Origin of the sequence: Nocardioides nitrophenolicus (assembly GCF_016907515.1) — a bacterium.
GTDB lineage: Bacteria > Actinomycetota > Actinomycetes > Propionibacteriales > Nocardioidaceae > Nocardioides > Nocardioides nitrophenolicus.
In genome coordinates, this window is record NZ_JAFBBY010000001.1 from 4,859,986 (window position 1) to 4,875,488 (window position 15,503).

A 15,503-nucleotide genomic window follows, 5' to 3' on the forward strand; every position below is an offset into this window, starting at 1 on the left:
CGGGGTTCGATCCGTGTGGCCGACGCCACGTGGACCAGGTTCCCGTCGTTGGTGACCGGGCGGTAGCCTGCGAGACGCTGTCCTCCAGCGGACCAGAGCTGTTCCCTGCCCGACCACGCGGCAGGGCTCACGTTGCACAGGAAGGGGCCGGTCCGGCCACAACCATGACTCTCTCCAACATTGTCGTCCTTGTGAAGTACGTCCCCGACGCCACGGGTGACCGGAAGTTCGAGGCGGACAACACTGTCGACCGCGTCGGCGTCGACGGTCTCCTCTCCGAGCTCGACGAGTACGCCGTCGAGCAGGCCCTCCAGATCAAGGAGAAGCGCGCCGACGAGGAGATCACGGTCACCGCGCTGACCGTGGGCCCGGCCGAGGCCGAGGCGGCGGTCCGCAAGGCACTGCAGATGGGTGCCGACAAGGCCGTCCACGTGCAGGACGACGCGATCGCCGGCTCCGACGCCGTCGCGACCTCGCTCGTGCTCGCCAAGGCGATCGAGAAGATCGGCGTCCCGGAGCTGATCGTCGGTGGCCTCGCGTCGACCGACGGTGGCCTGAGCGTCGTCCCCGCGATGCTCGCCGAGCGCCTGGGCCTGCCGCAGGTCACCCTCGCCGCCGTGGTCGAGACCCAGGGCGACCAGGTCCGGATCAAGCGCGACGGCGACACCGCCACCGAGGTCATCGGCGGCACCCTGCCGCTCGTCCTCTCGGTGACCGACCAGTCCGGCGAGGCGCGCTACCCGTCGTTCAAGGGCATCATGGCGGCGAAGAAGAAGCCGCTCGAGGCGCTCACCCTCGCCGACATCGGCGTGGACGCCTCCGAGGTCGGCCTCGACGCCGCGTGGACCAAGGTCGACAACGTGACCGCCCGCCCGCCGCGGACCGCCGGCGAGATCGTCAAGGACGAGGACGGTTCCGGCGCCACGGCGCTGGTCGACTTCCTCGCGTCGAAGAAGTTCATCTGAGGAGCCTGAGCCATGTCTGAAGTTCTCGTTCTGGTCGACCACGTCGACGGCGCGGTCCGCAAGCCCACCTACGAGCTGCTCGCGATCGCCAAGCGCATCGGCGAGCCATCGGCCGTCTTCATCGGCGGCGCCGACAAGGCCGCTGCCGCCGCCGACGCGGTCAAGGCGTACGGCGCCGAGAAGGTCTACGTCGTCGACGACGCCGAGATCAAGGGCTACCTGGTGGCCCCGAAGGCCGAGGTGCTGCAGCAGCTCGCCGAGAAGACCTCGCCCGCCGCGATCCTGATCCCGGCCTCGGCCGAGGGCAAGGAGATCGCCGGCCGGCTCGCGATCAAGCTCTCCTCGGGCCTGATCACCGACGCCGTCGACGTCCGGGTCGACGGTGGGGAGATCGTCACCACCCAGTCGGTCTTCGCCGGCAACTTCACCGTCGACGCCAAGGTCGTCAAGGGCACGCCGATCATCGCGGTCAAGCCCAACGCCGCGGCCCCCGAGGAGGGTGCGGGCGCGGGTGCCGTCGAGCAGTTCGCCGCCACGATCTCCGACGGCGCCAAGACCGCCCAGATCGTCGCCGCGCAGCCGCGCCAGGCCACCGGTCGCCCCGAGCTCACCGAGGCCGCGATCGTGGTCTCCGGTGGTCGCGGCACCGGCGGTGACTTCACCGCGGTCGAGGGCCTCGCCGACGCGCTCGGTGCCGCCGTCGGCGCCTCGCGTGCCGCCGTCGACTCCGGCTGGAAGCCGCACACCTTCCAGGTCGGCCAGACCGGCAAGGTCGTCTCGCCGCAGCTCTACGTCGCCAACGGCATCTCCGGCGCGATCCAGCACCGCGCCGGCATGCAGACCTCGAAGACGATCGTGGCCGTCAACAAGGACGAGGAGGCGCCGATCTTCGAGCTCGTCGACTTCGGCGTCGTGGGTGACCTCCACACCGTCCTCCCGGCCGTGACCGCGGAGATCGAGAAGCGCAAGGGCTGAGCCACCCGCTCACCCGGCCCGCGGGACGTCGTACTCCGGTACGGCGTCCCGCGGTGCTTTTCGACGACGGGGCGGCTCCGGCGATCCGCTGTAACACGCTGTAACACGCTGTCCGCGTGACTACCTGTCGCTTCTCCGCCGCGACACGCCGTACGGAGGCCAGTCTCTGCTGACAACCGCCAGCCAGACGGGCTGACTGCGTGTTACAGCCGGCCCTGCGCTCCCACCGCCCGACATCTCGGTCCGAGGCAACCCGCGCCGTCAATGATTAAGTCAAGTAAGTTAGTCTCCTTCGCGTGAAGACCGTCGCCGCGCTGATCCTGGTGCTCGCCACCCTCCTCGTCGCCCCCGTGCCGGCGGCCACCGCCGACGACACCTGGCAGCCCCCGACCGGGCCGACCTTCAACAACCCGATGGGCGGGGTCAAGGCGCGCACCAAGGTGGTACGCCGCGTGCACGCGGCGATCCGGCACGCTCCGCCGGGGTCGACGATCCGGATCGCGACGTACAACATCGACCGCAACGACACCGCCCGGCTCCTGCTCAAGGCACACCGGCGCGGGGTGAACGTGCAGATCGTGGTCAACGACAACATCATCGGCAAGACCATCCGGGGGCTGCAGGCGCGCCTCGGCGGCAACCGCAAGGCCGACAGCTTCCTCTACATCTGCACCAGCGCCTGCCGCAACGGGTCGCGCACCGGCAACCTGCACATGAAGGTCTACTCCTTCAGCCAGACGGGCGCGGCCCACTCGGTGGTGATCAGCAGCTCCAGCAATCTCGGGTACGGCGCCGCGGCGGGCCAGTGGAATGACGCCCTCACCATCAGCAACGACGACGCGCTGTTCGCCGCCTGGACCGAGGTCTTCCGGCAGCTCAAGCGCGACAAGACCGCCAAGCCGCGACACCTGGAGTACTCCAGCGAGACCGTCGGCGCCGACTTCCAGCGGGTCCGCGTGGAGCGGCTCGGCACCGGCGACCCGCAGCTCAAGCGGCTGCGCCGGGTCGACTGCGCGGCGACGGGCGGCTTCGGCGACGGCCAGGGGCACACCGTGGTGCGGGTCAACATGTACGCCTGGTACGCCGGCCGCGGCGAGGCGCTCGCCCGGGAGCTGGCCTCGATGCGGGCCGAGGGCTGCGACATCGCGGTCGTGGGCTCGGTGGTCAGCGGTCCGGTCGTGAGGATCCTGCAGAAGGCCGGCATCCCGGTCCGGATCGCCGACTGGGACTGGGGCCAGAAGCTGTCCACCGCCGGCGACGAGATGGTGTTCGGCGCCCGCTGCTACTCCCACCTCAAGTACGTCACGGTCAACGGCACCTTCCGCGGCGCCGCCACCCGGATGGTGTGGACCGGCTCCGAGAACTGGTCGCCCCCCGGGCTGAGCAGCGACGAGGTCACCTTCGAGATGCACGACCCGACGGTCGCGGCGGCGTACGACGCGCAGTGGCAGAAGATGTTCGCCAGCACCCGGATCACCCACAAGCCCGGCATCAAGCCCACCTCGCGTCCCTGCGCCTGAGACTCACTATCCTTGACCCCATGACTGCCGAGGTCGAGGTCCGCGAGGTCGCCCAGCGCGCCCGCGTCGCCAGCCGCTCGCTGGCGCTGGCGACGCGTGCCCAGAAGGACGCCACGCTGCACGCCATGGCCGACGCCCTGCTCGCCCGCGCCGACGAGATCCTCGCCGGCAACGCCGAGGACGTCGCCCGGGCCGAGGCCGACGGCACGCCCGCCAACATCATCGACCGGCTCCGGCTGACGACCGAGCGGCTCGAGGGCATGGCCCAGGGGCTGCGCGAGGTCGCCGGACTGGCCGACCCGGTGGGGGAGGTGGTGCGCGGCAGCGTGCTGGCCAACGGGCTCGAGCTGCGCCAGGTGCGGGTGCCGTTCGGCGTCGTCGGGATGATCTACGAGGCCCGGCCCAATGTGACCGCCGACGCGGCCGGCATCTGCCTGAAGTCCGGCAACGCCGTCCTGCTGCGCGGCTCCTCCTCGGCCCGGTCCAGCAATGCCGCCATCGTCGCCGTGCTGCGCGACGCCGTCGCGGCCTCGGGGCTCGACCCCGACGTCGTCCAGCTCGTCCCCGGCGACACCCACGACAGCGTCAAGGCGCTGATGCGCGCCCGCGGCCAGGTCGACGTCCTCATCCCGCGCGGGGGAGCGGGCCTGATCCAGTCGGTCGTCAACGAGTCCACGGTCCCCGTGATCGAGACCGGCGTCGGCAACTGCCACGTCTACGTCGACGCGGCCGCCGACCTCGACAAGGCGCTCGCCGTCGTGCTCAACGCCAAGACCCACCGCACGAGCGTCTGCAACGCCGCCGAGTCGCTGCTCGTCCACGCCGACGTCGCGGGGGAGTTCCTGCCGCGGGTCGTGGCCGCGCTGCAGCAGGCCGAGGTGACCATCCACGGCGACGACGCGTTCGCCGCGTACGACGGCGTGGTCGCGGCCACCGACGAGGACTGGGCGAGCGAGTACCTCTCGCTCGACATCGCCGCGCGCGTCGTCCCCGACCTCGACGGGGCGCTCGACCACATCCGCACCTGGTCCAGCGGTCACTCCGACGCGATCGTCACCGAGGACCTGGCGGCCTCGCGGCGCTTCGTGGCCGAGGTCGACTCAGCCGCGGTGCTGGTCAACGCCTCGACCCGGTTCACCGACGGCGGCGAGTTCGGCTTCGGCGCCGAGATCGGGATCAGCACCCAGAAGCTGCACGCCCGCGGCCCGATGGGGCTGCCGGAGATGACCTCGACCAAGTACGTCGTCATCGGCGACGGCCACGTCCGCTGACGCCAACCTCCACAGCCCCCAGCCCATCGCGACCAGGGCGAGCGCCGACACCGCGGTCGAGACCGGCGTCCGATGCGGCACCTCACCGAGCACGAGGTGCGCGAAGCCGAGCGTGAGCAGGCAGTTGACGACGTTGAGCACCGGCATCGACGCCGACAGGCGGGCCGCGCGGTAGGCGAGCTGGTTGACCACGACCCCGCCGACGCCACAGGCGGTCAGCACGACGTACAGCCGGTCGGCCTCGACGAGCACCGACATCAGCGCGAACAGGATCCCCGAGGCGCTGCCGAGCAGGAAGGCTCGCCCCGTCGCCCTCGGTACGCCGCCCGCCACCGCGACCAGCAGCACCGCCACCACCGCGCAGGCAGCCACCGTGACGACGAGGAGCCCGGCGTCCACCGGCCCCGCGCGCTCGCGGGCATCGGTCGCGAGCAGCAGGGCCGCGATCGCGAGCCCGGTCACGGCCACCGCGACCAGCTCGGCCCGGCTCGGCCGGGTCCGGACCAGGGCCGCGCGGAGCGGGACGGCGAGCACGATGCCGAGGATCGCGATCGGCTGCACCAGCCCGATCGGGCCGTGGTCGAGCGCCAGCACGTGGAAGCCGAACCCGACCGGGCCGAGCGCGGCCGCCAGCAGCAGCGCCACCCGTGGCGCACGACCCGCCGCGAGGTGCTGGGCCGAGGTCGACACGGCGGTCGTGACCGCGCTCGCGAGCGCGAACAGGACGGCGAGCCAGATCACGTGGCGAGGGTAGGAGCGGTGGGTGGCCGGCCGGTGAATCCCTGGTACTCCGGGGGGTCTGGCGTCCGGACAGTGCGTGCGACCGGGTAGGTTTCGCGACATGGCAGGCTCCCCGGACCGGATCTACGCCGACCCCTCGGTCGAGCGACTCTTCACCGGAGCCACGATCATCACCTTCGTCCGCACCATCATCACGCTCGCGATCGCGGTCTGGGCGGCGTACGACCAGAGCCTGACCTGGATCGTCATCGGCCTGGTCACCTACTGGGTCGGCGACAGCATCGACGGCGAGTGGGCCCGGTGGCGCGACTGCGAGACCCGGATGGGGGCGGTCGTCGACATGATGTGCGACCGCCTCAGCTGCGGCGCGCTGTACGTCGGGCTCGTGTGGCTGCAGCCCGGCGGCTGGATCAGCGACGAGCCGATGAAGTGGATCGGGATCCCGATCGCGATCTACCTCTTCGAGTTCATGGTCATCGACATGTACCTCTCGCTCGCCTTCCTCGCCTGGCCGATCCGCAGCCCCAACTACTTCCACGTCGTCGACCGCCGGATCTACCTGTGGAACTGGTCGCGCATCGGCAAGGGCGCCAACTCCGGCGCCTTCGCGGTGATCCTGCTGGTCAGCGGCTGGGTGTGGCTCGGCACGATCATCGCCGTCGGCCTGCTCGTGCTCAAGTGCGTGTCGCTGCGCTGGCTGCTCCAGCTCGGCGTACCGGTGCCGACGCGCGAGGCCAGCCCCGAAGGGGCGCCGGCGGCATGATCCTGTGGCTGACGACGTTCGCCTTCAGCATCGCGTCCGCCCTCCTCCCGTTCCTGCCCATCGAGGTCTACATCCTCGGCGCCGGAGCAGCCCGGCCCGGCGTCGCCACCGCGATCTCCCTCGGCGTCGCGGCCGGCGCGGGCGCGACCATCGGAAAGATCGTCTGGTACGAGCTCGCGCGGCGCGGCGCCGAGTCGGCCTGGGCCCAGAAGAAGCTCTCGAGCCCCAAGATCAAGGCGTCCTACGAGAAGTGGGTGGCCCGGATGCAGGGCCGGCCCTGGTACGCCGCCGGGATCATGTTCATCGCCGCATCGGCCGGGGTGCCGCCGCTGCTCGCGATGGCGGCCGTCGGCGGGCTGCTGAAGATGCCGATGTGGGTGTTCGTCCCGACCGTCTTCCTCGGCCGCAGCCTCCGGTTCACGCTGCTCTTCCTGGGTGTCGACTTCGCGTTCCACTGATTCGTCTGGCTCGCTGCGCTCGCATGCCGCGCCGCCTGCCAACGCCGTTTCTTCCTCCCCCGCTCGCTCGTTCCTCGCTCGCTCCTCCGTGCAGAAACGGCGGGCGGCGCGGCGATTCACGCGCCGCATGTCGGGGTTCGGCGGTGGTTGGATACGATGCCGCCATGCTCAGCCAGATCAGCCAGGCCGCCCTCGTCGTCGCCCGCGCCGCGGAGGAGCACGGCGAGCCCGCCGTGAACCCGTGGTTCATCGGTGCCGGCGTGCTGGCCTTCCTCCTCTTCCTGCTCGTCGGCCTGGTCTGGTTCGGCGGCGGCCGCGACCACAGCTGAGGCAGGTCGAGACAGTGGTGGCCTGGTGACGGACGCGCCGCGCCGCACCCGGATCGGGGTGATGGGCGGCACCTTCGACCCCATCCACCACGGACACCTCGTCGCCGCCTCCGAGGTCCAGGGCTGGTTCGGCCTCGACGAGGTCGTCTTCGTGCCCACGGGGCAGCCCTGGCAGAAGGCCGACCGGCAGGTCGCGCCGGCCGAGCACCGCTACCTGATGACGGTCATCGCGACCGCCGCCAACCCGCGGTTCACGGTCAGCCGGGTCGACATCGACCGGGCCGGGCCGACGTACACGGGCGACACGCTGCGCGACCTGCGCGCCGAGCGGCCCGACGCCGACCTGTACTTCATCACCGGCGCCGACGCGCTCACCGACATCTTCAGCTGGCGCGACGCCGACGAGCTGTTCGCGCTGGCGCACTTCGTCGGCTGCACCCGGCCCGGCTCCGAGATGGACCCGGCCACCCTGGCCCGGATCCCGCACGACCGGGTCACCATGGTCGAGATCCCCGCGCTGGCGATCTCGTCCACCGACTGCCGTGAGCGACAGCGTGCCGGCCAGCCGGTCTGGTACCTCGTCCCCGACGGCGTCGTCCAGTACATCACCAAGCACGGCCTCTACGCGGCCGCATCCGGAACGGAAAGCCCATGACCGCCACCGACCACGCCGTCCGACTCGTCCAGGCCGCGGCGCTCGCCGCCGCCGACAAGCTCGCGACCGATCAGCTGGCCTTCGACGTCAGCGAGCAGCTCGCCATCACCGACGCCTTCCTGCTCGCCAGCGGCGCCAACGACCGCCAGGTCCGCGCCATCGTGGAGGAGATCGAGGACAAGCTCCGCGAGCTCGAGGCCAAGCCGATCCGCCGCGAGGGACACCGCGACGGCCGCTGGGTGCTGCTCGACTACGGCGACGTCGTGATCCACGTCCAGCACTCCGAGGAGCGCGAGTTCTACGCCCTCGAGCGGCTCTGGCGCGACTGCCCCACCATCGAGCTCCCCGCCGAGATCCACGGCCCGGTGCCGCCGGCGCCCCCGGTCGCCGAGTGACCGGTCGTCGCCTGGTCCTGGTCCGGCACGGCCAAACAGCCTGGAACGCCGAGCGCCGGATCCAGGGCCAGCTCGACGTCGAGCTCGACGCCACCGGCCGCGCCCAGGCCGAGGCCGTCGCCCCCGTCATCGCGGCCCTCGAGCCGACCCTGATCTGGTCCAGCGACCTGGCCCGCGCCCGGCAGACCGCCGACACGATCGCGAAGGAGGCCGGGCTGGTGCCGACGTACGACGAGCGGCTGCGCGAGTTCCGCCTCGGCGACTACCAGGGTCTCACCCACGCCGAGCTCGACGCCCGCGACCCCGCCGCCTTCGCCCGCTTCCAGCGCGGCGACTGGGACGCCATCCCCGGCGCCGAGACCCCCCGCGAGGTCGCCGCCCGCTACGCCGCCGCCGTCACCGACCTCGCCACCGCCCTCGCCCCCGGCGAGACCGGCGTCGCCGTCTCCCACGGCGCCGCCACCCGCTCCGGCCTGGTCACCTTCCTCGGCTGGCCCTTCGAGCTCGCTCGCGACCTGCGCGCCCTCGGCAACTGCGCCCGGGTCGTCCTCGAGCAGCGCACCACCGGGCGGTGGGCGCTCGCGTCGTACAACGGGTGACCCCCCGATTTCACCTTGGCTGGAGGGTGTGGCTAGTATTTCCGTCGTTGCCCCGCCTTCGGGTGGAGCGATGACCCCGGGGGTGTGGCGCAGCTGGTAGCGCACCTGCATGGCATGCAGGGGGTCAGGGGTTCGAGTCCCCTCACCTCCACCGGTAGAAGTCCGCAGGGCTGAGACGCAAACTGTCTCTGAACTGCGGACTTTGTCGTTTTCGCCGGTGCTGGAGTTCCGAGCCCTCTAGGTGCCAGCGCCAGCCGTGACGTCGGACTCTGAGGCCCCGACGGCTCGGCCGCACCAGCGAACGGAGCGTCGGCTAGGTATTCGATCGGATACCGTGGGGACGTGGCCGCGCACACCCTCTTCGAAACAGCCCGCCGGGCGGCGGGGCTGACGCAGGCTGCGCTCGCGACACGCTCGGGCACGTCCCGTCCGACGCTGTCGGCGTACGAGAACGGGCGGAAGTGACCCAGCCTCGACACCGCAGAGCGGATCCTCGCCGCGGCAGGCTTCGAGCTGGCCGCGGTGCCGGCCGTTGAGTTCCGGGAAGTAGCAGGGGAGCGCGGCCGACCCCTCTCGGTGCCCACGCGCCTGCCGCGACTGCCGTTGGAGCAGGCGGTCGCGACGGTGGAGCTCCCGCTGCATCTGAACTGGTCCGACCGAGGCCGGCGCTACGACCTACGCAACCGCCGCCAGCGCGCTCGGGTCTACGAACTGGTCCTGCGTGAGGGAGGGCCGGACGATGTCCTTGCCTACGTCGACGGGGCCTTGTTGGTCGACCTGTGGGACGAGCTCGTGCTATCGGCAACGGTCCGGCAGGCGTGGGAGTCCGTCGTGACCCGCCATGGCGCCGAGCAGGTGGCCTCGTGACCGGAGCCGAGCGCCTGACGGCTCTCCAGGTCGAGGTCGCCGAGACCTTCTTCGCGCTCGAGGAAGCGGAGGGCTACCTCGTCGCCGGCGGCGCCCAGGGTCCCTCGTTCGTCACGACCCCCGTTCTGCTGGTACGAGACGACAGTGGTAAGGAACATCTGTCGCCCTCCGCCTCTTCGAGATCTGAGGTGTCGGAGCTCGCCGCTACGGTCGGCGAATGACCCTCACCCCCGCGATGATCACCGTCGACACGACCGACGCCCTCGCCCTCGGCCGCTGGTGGGCGGCCCGCACGGGCGGCCGGGTCCTCGAGGAGAACGAGGGCTGGTTCGTCGTCGTCGCGCTCCCCAGTGGGCCGCGGCTCGGCTTCCAGAGGGTCGACGAGCCGACGCCGGGCAAGAACCGGATGCACGTCGACTTCGTCGCCGAGGACCTCGACGCGGCGGTCGCGGAGCTGCGGGCGGCGGGCGCGGGACACGTCGGCGACAGGGAGCTGCCGGGCTTCCGGTGGGTGACGCTGAGCGACCCCGACGGCAACGAGTTCTGCGTGTCCGGCGCGCACTGATCCGAAGGAGGCTCTCGCCAGGGGATCCAGCTCGTCGGACGAGCCGCGGTCAGGATGCCGCGAGAAGACTCCTCTGGCCGGCGTGGGTGACGCTCTCCTCGATGATGACGCTCGCCATGGTCGCGGCGACCAGGATCAGCATCGTGTGGCCGGGAAGGTGCGGTCCGAGGAGCCACAGCAGAGCCAGGGCCGCCACGGCCAGGAGGCGACCGCGATAGACGCCGAGGCCCAGCACGGTCCGGAACGCGGCGTGGGCCAGGAGGTACAGGATGATGCCGCCGAGCAGCGCGAGCAGGATGAACCCCTCCAGCGGGTCCCGCAGTGTGTGGTGCTCATCGGCGCCGGCGTACTGGACCACCTTCTTCAGCCCGAGGGCGGTCAGGACGATTCCCAGCACCATCGGCAGATGGAGCAGCGAGTAGGCGTTGCCCGCCAGTCTGGCGCGGGTGTCGGCCGGCTCGTCGCGGAGGCGGTGCTCGGCCTGTGTCGCGGTGACATCGAAGTAGATCCACCACAGTGCGGTGGCCACCAGGAGTCCGAGGACCGCGGTCGCGATGATGGGCCAGCTGATCGCGTCGCCTCGGACGGCCACGCCGATGGCCAGGATGGATTCCCCCAGGGCGATGATGAGGATCTGGCCGTGCCTCTCGCTGAAGTGCGACGTCGAACGCAGCCGCCACCCCCGAGCGCCTCCGACGGCGATGCCCACGAAGTCCGCGGCCAGGGCAGCCACCCACAGCCAGGTCTGGACGGCGCCGTGCGTGGCCGCTGCGCAGAACATCAGGGCGGTCCCGCACAGTACGGCGGGCGCGAAGCGGGTCAACTGCGACCGCATGGGCGGATCGGATGCGCTGAGCCTCCAGTACATCCACAGGTGCAGCGTCCGGAAGACCAGATAGCAGCTCGCGACGACCCACGGGCCGTCGAGTCCGTGGCGGGCGTCATGGAAGGCCTCGGGGATCGACAGGGCCAGGACGAAGATCGCCGCCATCGCCGTGAGCACCAGGTTGCGCATCGTGCTCGCGTGAGCCACGGCCAGATTGCCGAGCCACGCGTATCCGGCCCAGCCGGACCAGATCAGGCCGAGGAGAAGGGCGCCCCGCAGGATCGACTCGGCCCCCAGGTCGTGGGCCATCACGACGGTGATCTGGGTGATGGCGAAGACGAAGACGAGGTCGAAGTAGAGCTCGAGGGGTGCCACGCCCGCGTCGACCGGGTTCAGCGGAACCTCGTTGCTCTTCACCCGGCCACGGCCGAGTCGTGGCAGATGCTGCCGTCCGACGTGCTGGCTGTGCGCCGACATCACGCGTCCCTTCCTTGTGCTGAGCAGGTCGACGAGGGGGGACCGGTCAGCGAGCCTGTGCGAGCGCGACGGCGTCGGGGCCGGCCGGGAAGTGCAGCGTGCCGGTGGTGTCGTGCACCGCGCGCCAGATCGCCTCGGCCACGTCGAGGGGCGTTGTGACGTCGTCCTGCGCGCTGAACGACTCCAGGACCGGGCCGGCGAAGCCGGCGTACGCCGGTGGGATCAGCTCGCTGACGTCGCCGCCGTTCGCCGTGAACCGGGTCGTGGGGCAGTAGCCGGGCTGCACGATCTTGGCGCGGACGCCGACGTACGCCAGCTCCAGGGCCAAGGACGCGGTGAAGCCCTCCGTGGCCATCTTGCTGGCCCGGTACATCGCGGTGAGCGGCATGTCGGCCAGGACCACGCTGGAGGTGACGTTGACCACGACACCCGAACCGCGCTCGCGGAACTGCGGGATCACGGCCTTCGTGGTCGCCATCACCCCGAAGGTGTTCGTCTCGAACAGCTCGCGGGCCTTCTCGACGGAGGTCGCCTCGACGATCCCGATCCCTCCGATGCCCGCGTTGTTGACCAGGACGTCGATGGGTCCGGCCGCGTCGAAGGCCGCGGCGATGCTGTCGGGGTCGGTCACGTCGAGGGGGAGGACGATGATGCGGTCAGATGCGGGCAGGACGTCCTCGCGCGGGGTGCGCATGGTCGCGATGACCCGCCATCCCTGCGCGTGGAAGTGGCGGGCGGTCTCGAGGCCGTAGCCGGAGGAGGCTCCGGTGATCAGGATGGTTTCCATGGCCACGACACTAGGCAGCGAGTTCAGGACTATCTATAGTTGCTAGTCCGTACTTCTTTATCGAGAGTCCAGATCTCGGCCGAAGGACCCCGTGAGCCGTCAGGAGGCCCGCGATGAGTGACCCGCTCTCCGAAGTCGTGCAGCTGCTCCGCCCGCGCGACGTGCTCTCCAAGCGCATCGCCGGGGCCGGCGCGTGGGGGGTCCGCTACCGGGCGTTCGGCCAGCCCGGGTTCTGTGTCGTGCTGGAGGGCTCCTGCCGGCTGGCGGTCGAGCACGAGGAGGAGATCGTCCTCGAGCAGGGCGACTTCGTGCTGCTGCCGACCACCCCGGCGTTCGAGCTCACGGGCTTTCGCGAGGTCGATCCCGTCTCGTGGGATCCCCGGCTGATGACCGCTGACGACCTGGACGCCGACTACACCGAGGGTCAGGATCCGGAGGTGCGGATCCTCGGCGGGAGCTTCGTCTTCGACTCGCCGGACGCGACCCTGTTGAGCTCCTTGCTGCCGTCGGTGGTGCACGTGCGGGGGATCGAGCACTTCGCGCCGCTGGTCTCCCTCGTGGCGGACGAGGCGCTCGCGGACAGGCCGGGCCGGGAGCTGGTGCTCAAACGCCTGGTCGAGGTCCTCCTCGTCGAGGCGCTTCGGACCAGCGTCACCCCGCGAACGCCGCCGGGGCTGCTCCGTGGACTGGCGGACCGCAGGCTCGCGCCGGCCCTCCAGCAGATGCACGAGCACGTCGACCGCGCCTGGACGGTCTCGCAGCTGAGCGAGGTCGCGATGCTGTCGCGCTCGGCCTTCTTCGACCGGTTCACCCGTCAGGTCGGCGTGCCGCCCATGGAGTACCTGATGGCGTGGCGGATGGCGGTGGCGCGCGACCTGCTCCGTCACGACGACCTGGGGATGGCCGAGGTGGGGCGCCGGGTCGGATACGGCTCGGCCAGCGCCTTCAGCACCGCCTTCACCAGGTACACCGGCGAGTCCCCGCGTCGCTATGCGCGCAGATCGGCTCCCACGTCGACCGAGCTCCGGCCCGCCGCCGGCTGAGCGCGGCGGTGGCCCTAGCCGACCGGCTGCACCATGTCGTCGGGTACGCCGCTGGCCGGGATGGCGCCGGCGGCGATCCACTCGGCCGCGGTGCCCCAGATCGGCAGGCTGCGGATGCCCATCGGGCTGGTGTGACCCTCGGCTCGCCAGTGCTCGAGCACCTGCTGGGCCTCCTGCTTGGTGGCGAAGGCGCCGGCGCGGATCTCGGAGACGTCGTCGTGGTCGATCAGGAGCCGGATGGGGACGTGAACGTAGAGGCGGTTGCTCACCGTGGTCACCTTCGATGGTTGGCCGGTTCGGTGCCAGGGAGCCGGGGTGTGCCCGTCGGAGCAGAGTGGACTGTGCGTTCCCTCGGGGTACTACTGACGGTGCGCCCCTCGATACCCAGAGCAAAGCGCCCGCGGCGTTCGCCGACGGATCGAGGCCTCGCTCAGCCGGTGGGGCCGAAGCGCTCCACGCGGATCGCGCCGGGCGCGACGCCACAGCCGAGCAGCAGGTCCTCGGCGTACGCCGCGAAGCGGGCCGAGCCGCAGACGAACACGACCTCGGCGCCGACGAGCAGCGGGGCGAGCTCGTCGGCGGTGGGCGGGCCCGCCGGTCGCTGGTCGGTGTCGGTGCGGGTCCAGGCGAGCGTCGCACCGGCCCGGGCGAGCTCCTCGGCGTAGGGCAGCTCCCTCGGGGAGCGCGCGGTCGCGACCACCCGCAGCAGCGAGCCGCGGTCGAGTCGGCGAGCGGTGCGGGCCATGGCGACGGCGGGGACCACGCCGGTGCCGCCGACCAGGCACAGGGCCGGCGTCGTGGTGTCCCAGGTGAACCAGCGCCCGATCGGGCCGCGCATCTCCAGCACGTCGCCGACCTCGGCGACATCGGACAGGAACTCCGAGACCTCGCCGTCGGGGAGCCGCTCGACCAGGAACTCGACCAGGGGGTCGTCCTCGTCGGAGGCGATCGAGTAGGAGCGCTGGGCGGTGTAGTCGTCGGGTGCCCGGAGCCGGATCAGGTAGTGCTGCCCGGGCCGGTGGCGGTGCCGGTCCTCGACGTGCATCCGCAGCCGCACCGTCGAGGGGGTCGGGAGCTCCTTCTCGATGATCCGCCCGGTCGTCCAGGTGGTCTCGAGGGCGCGCACGTCGTCGATCGATCCGCTCACGCTCAGCTCCTCAGTCGCCCTGGTAGCGCTGCTCGAGCCACGGGTCGCCGCGGTCGTGGTAGCCGTTCTGCTCCCAGAAGCCGGGCCGGTCCTCGGCCATGAGCTCCAGCCGGGAGACCCACTTCGCCGACTTCCAGAAGTACAGGTGCGGCACCAGCAGCCGGGCCGGGCCGCCGTGCTGTCGCGGCAGCGGCTTGCCGTCGTAGTCCCAGACCACCCAGGCCTTGCCGTCCACCAGGTCGCTGAGCGGGAGGTTCGTCGTGTAGCCGGTGCTCGAGTGCGCCATGACGTACGCCGCGTCCGGCAGGGGCCCGGCGGCGGCGAGCAGCTCGTCGACGCTCACCCCGCGGAAGGAGACGTCGAACTTCGACCACGTGGTCACGCAGTGGATGTCGCCGGAGTACGCCGACGTGGGCAGCCGGTGGATCTCCTCCCAGCTCCAGGTCGTGGGCCGCTCGACCAGCCCGTCCACGGTCAGCGACCAGCGTGCGGTGTCGATGTCGGGGGTCGCCTCGGCGGTCAGCACGGGCCAGCCGGAGCCGGTGTCGTACTGGCCGGGTGGCAGTCGTCCCTCGTGACCGCGCCGGCGACCGAGGAATCCACGCGTGACGGGCATGTCTGCTCCTCTGGACAAGGTGGCGGTGGGAGGAGCCTACGACTCGAGGGTCAGCGTGCCCTCGTGGAGCCCGTCCCCGCATGCCGCGCAGCGGAGCTCGGCCACGAACTCCTGTCCGCAGGCGTGCTCGAAGCGCACCGGGTCCTCGCCACCGCGGACGTGCTCGTGGCCCCACTGCTTCAGCGTCAGCAGCACGGGCGACAGGGCCCGGCCCATCTCGGTGAGCCGGTACTCGTAGCGCGGCGGGCGCTCGCTGTACTGCTCCCGCGCGATCACGCCGTGCTCGACCAGCTTCCGCAGGCGGGTGGTGAGGATGTCGCGCGGGGCGCCGGTGTTGCGCGCGATCTCGGTGAAGCGGCGCTGGGCGTAGAACAGCTCGCGGACGACGAGCAGGCTCCACCGGTCGCCGACGACCTCGAGGGCGTCGGCGATCGTGCAGTCCCGGGGGGACCGGTCGGCGGGTGCTGTCGGCATGGTCACATCCTCGGCGAAGACGGTTGTGTT

The 15,503-nt window shown here is 71.2% G+C and carries 21 protein-coding genes and 1 tRNA gene; 16 read left to right on the top strand and 6 right to left on the bottom strand.

From position 1 onward, the window contains the following. The first annotated feature begins 191 nt into the window (after positions 1-191). The 15 genes from JOD66_RS23380 to JOD66_RS23450 all read left to right on the top strand — a co-directional run bounded on the left by JOD66_RS23380 (position 192) and on the right by JOD66_RS23450 (position 10,103). On the top strand, positions 192-965 hold the full coding sequence (locus tag JOD66_RS23380; protein ID WP_443678798.1) for an electron transfer flavoprotein subunit beta/FixA family protein: 774 nt from the start codon (positions 192-194) through the stop codon (positions 963-965). Positions 966-977: 12 nt separating this feature from the next. Further along, complete coding sequence (locus tag JOD66_RS23385; RefSeq protein ID WP_204839206.1) at positions 978-1,940, top strand: electron transfer flavoprotein subunit alpha/FixB family protein; 963 nt, start codon at positions 978-980, stop codon at positions 1,938-1,940. Positions 1,941-2,236: 296 nt separating this feature from the next. Continuing rightward, positions 2,237-3,460 carry a phospholipase D-like domain-containing protein gene (locus JOD66_RS23390; protein ID WP_204839207.1) on the top strand — a complete coding sequence of 408 codons (1,224 nt, stop codon included), beginning with the start codon at positions 2,237-2,239 and terminating at the stop codon, positions 3,458-3,460. 20 nt (positions 3,461-3,480) lie between these two features. Next, positions 3,481-4,731: a glutamate-5-semialdehyde dehydrogenase gene (locus tag JOD66_RS23395; RefSeq protein ID WP_204839208.1), complete on the top strand. Its 1,251-nt coding sequence runs from the start codon at positions 3,481-3,483 to the stop codon at positions 4,729-4,731. Positions 4,732-5,572: 841 nt separating this feature from the next. After that, a complete protein-coding gene (locus JOD66_RS23400; protein ID WP_204839209.1) occupies positions 5,573-6,235 on the top strand; it encodes a CDP-alcohol phosphatidyltransferase family protein in 663 nt (220 codons plus the stop codon). Next, the gene (locus tag JOD66_RS23405) at positions 6,232-6,693 is read left to right on the top strand and encodes a VTT domain-containing protein (RefSeq protein ID WP_204839210.1); all 462 of its coding nucleotides are present in this window, start codon (positions 6,232-6,234) and stop codon (positions 6,691-6,693) included. The genes JOD66_RS23400 and JOD66_RS23405 overlap by 4 nt, the downstream gene beginning before the upstream one ends. A 164-nt stretch (positions 6,694-6,857) precedes the next feature. Further along, on the top strand, positions 6,858-7,022 hold the full coding sequence (locus JOD66_RS23410) for a hypothetical protein (protein ID WP_204839211.1): 165 nt from the start codon (positions 6,858-6,860) through the stop codon (positions 7,020-7,022). Positions 7,023-7,047: 25 nt separating this feature from the next. Further along, on the top strand, positions 7,048-7,677 hold the full coding sequence (gene nadD / locus JOD66_RS23415; protein WP_307823681.1) for a nicotinate-nucleotide adenylyltransferase: 630 nt from the start codon (positions 7,048-7,050) through the stop codon (positions 7,675-7,677). Beyond that, the gene (gene rsfS / locus JOD66_RS23420) at positions 7,674-8,072 is read left to right on the top strand and encodes a ribosome silencing factor (RefSeq protein ID WP_204839213.1); all 399 of its coding nucleotides are present in this window, start codon (positions 7,674-7,676) and stop codon (positions 8,070-8,072) included. Before nadD ends, rsfS begins: the two co-directional genes overlap by 4 nt. Then, positions 8,069-8,671, top strand: coding sequence for a histidine phosphatase family protein (locus tag JOD66_RS23425; protein ID WP_204839214.1), 603 nt, complete (start codon positions 8,069-8,071; stop codon positions 8,669-8,671). Before rsfS ends, JOD66_RS23425 begins: the two co-directional genes overlap by 4 nt. Before the next feature lie 78 nt (positions 8,672-8,749). Next, a tRNA-Ala gene (locus tag JOD66_RS23430) sits at positions 8,750-8,822 on the top strand. A gap of 191 nt (positions 8,823-9,013) precedes the next feature. After that, positions 9,014-9,136, top strand: a complete 123-nt coding sequence (locus JOD66_RS28725) for a helix-turn-helix transcriptional regulator (protein WP_204839215.1) — start codon at positions 9,014-9,016, stop codon at positions 9,134-9,136. 111 nt (positions 9,137-9,247) lie between these two features. Next, positions 9,248-9,538, top strand: coding sequence for a hypothetical protein (locus JOD66_RS23440; RefSeq protein WP_204839216.1), 291 nt, complete (start codon positions 9,248-9,250; stop codon positions 9,536-9,538). Beyond that, positions 9,535-9,759: a hypothetical protein gene (locus JOD66_RS23445; protein ID WP_204839217.1), complete on the top strand. Its 225-nt coding sequence runs from the start codon at positions 9,535-9,537 to the stop codon at positions 9,757-9,759. Before JOD66_RS23440 ends, JOD66_RS23445 begins: the two co-directional genes overlap by 4 nt. Continuing rightward, on the top strand, positions 9,756-10,103 hold the full coding sequence (locus JOD66_RS23450) for a VOC family protein (protein ID WP_204839218.1): 348 nt from the start codon (positions 9,756-9,758) through the stop codon (positions 10,101-10,103). The genes JOD66_RS23445 and JOD66_RS23450 overlap by 4 nt, the downstream gene beginning before the upstream one ends. 49 nt (positions 10,104-10,152) lie before the next feature. Here the strand turns inward: JOD66_RS23450 and JOD66_RS23455 are convergent, their stop codons facing one another. Together JOD66_RS23455 and JOD66_RS23460 are read right to left on the bottom strand one after the other, a co-directional pair. Further along, a complete protein-coding gene (locus JOD66_RS23455; protein WP_204839219.1) occupies positions 10,153-11,346 on the bottom strand; it encodes a low temperature requirement protein A in 1,194 nt (397 codons plus the stop codon). A 106-nt stretch (positions 11,347-11,452) separates the two neighbouring features. Then, positions 11,453-12,193, bottom strand: coding sequence for an SDR family oxidoreductase (locus JOD66_RS23460; protein ID WP_204839220.1), 741 nt, complete (start codon positions 12,191-12,193; stop codon positions 11,453-11,455). A gap of 113 nt (positions 12,194-12,306) precedes the next feature. Between JOD66_RS23460 and JOD66_RS23465 the strand changes: the two genes are divergently transcribed. Further along, the gene (locus JOD66_RS23465; protein ID WP_204839221.1) at positions 12,307-13,236 is read left to right on the top strand and encodes an AraC family transcriptional regulator; all 930 of its coding nucleotides are present in this window, start codon (positions 12,307-12,309) and stop codon (positions 13,234-13,236) included. Positions 13,237-13,250: 14 nt separating this feature from the next. Here JOD66_RS23465 and JOD66_RS23470 read toward each other — a convergent pair whose 3' ends face one another. The 4 genes from JOD66_RS23470 to JOD66_RS23485 all read right to left on the bottom strand — a co-directional run bounded on the left by JOD66_RS23470 (position 13,251) and on the right by JOD66_RS23485 (position 15,473). Further along, a complete protein-coding gene (locus JOD66_RS23470; RefSeq protein WP_204839222.1) occupies positions 13,251-13,505 on the bottom strand; it encodes a hypothetical protein in 255 nt (84 codons plus the stop codon). 161 nt (positions 13,506-13,666) lie between these two features. Then, positions 13,667-14,383, bottom strand: a complete 717-nt coding sequence (locus JOD66_RS23475; protein ID WP_307823682.1) for an FAD-binding oxidoreductase — start codon at positions 14,381-14,383, stop codon at positions 13,667-13,669. A gap of 10 nt (positions 14,384-14,393) precedes the next feature. Then, the gene (locus JOD66_RS23480; RefSeq protein WP_204839223.1) at positions 14,394-14,999 is read right to left on the bottom strand and encodes a sulfite oxidase-like oxidoreductase; all 606 of its coding nucleotides are present in this window, start codon (positions 14,997-14,999) and stop codon (positions 14,394-14,396) included. A gap of 36 nt (positions 15,000-15,035) precedes the next feature. Next, on the bottom strand, positions 15,036-15,473 hold the full coding sequence (locus tag JOD66_RS23485; protein WP_204839224.1) for a winged helix-turn-helix transcriptional regulator: 438 nt from the start codon (positions 15,471-15,473) through the stop codon (positions 15,036-15,038). Positions 15,474-15,503 lie beyond the last annotated feature (30 nt).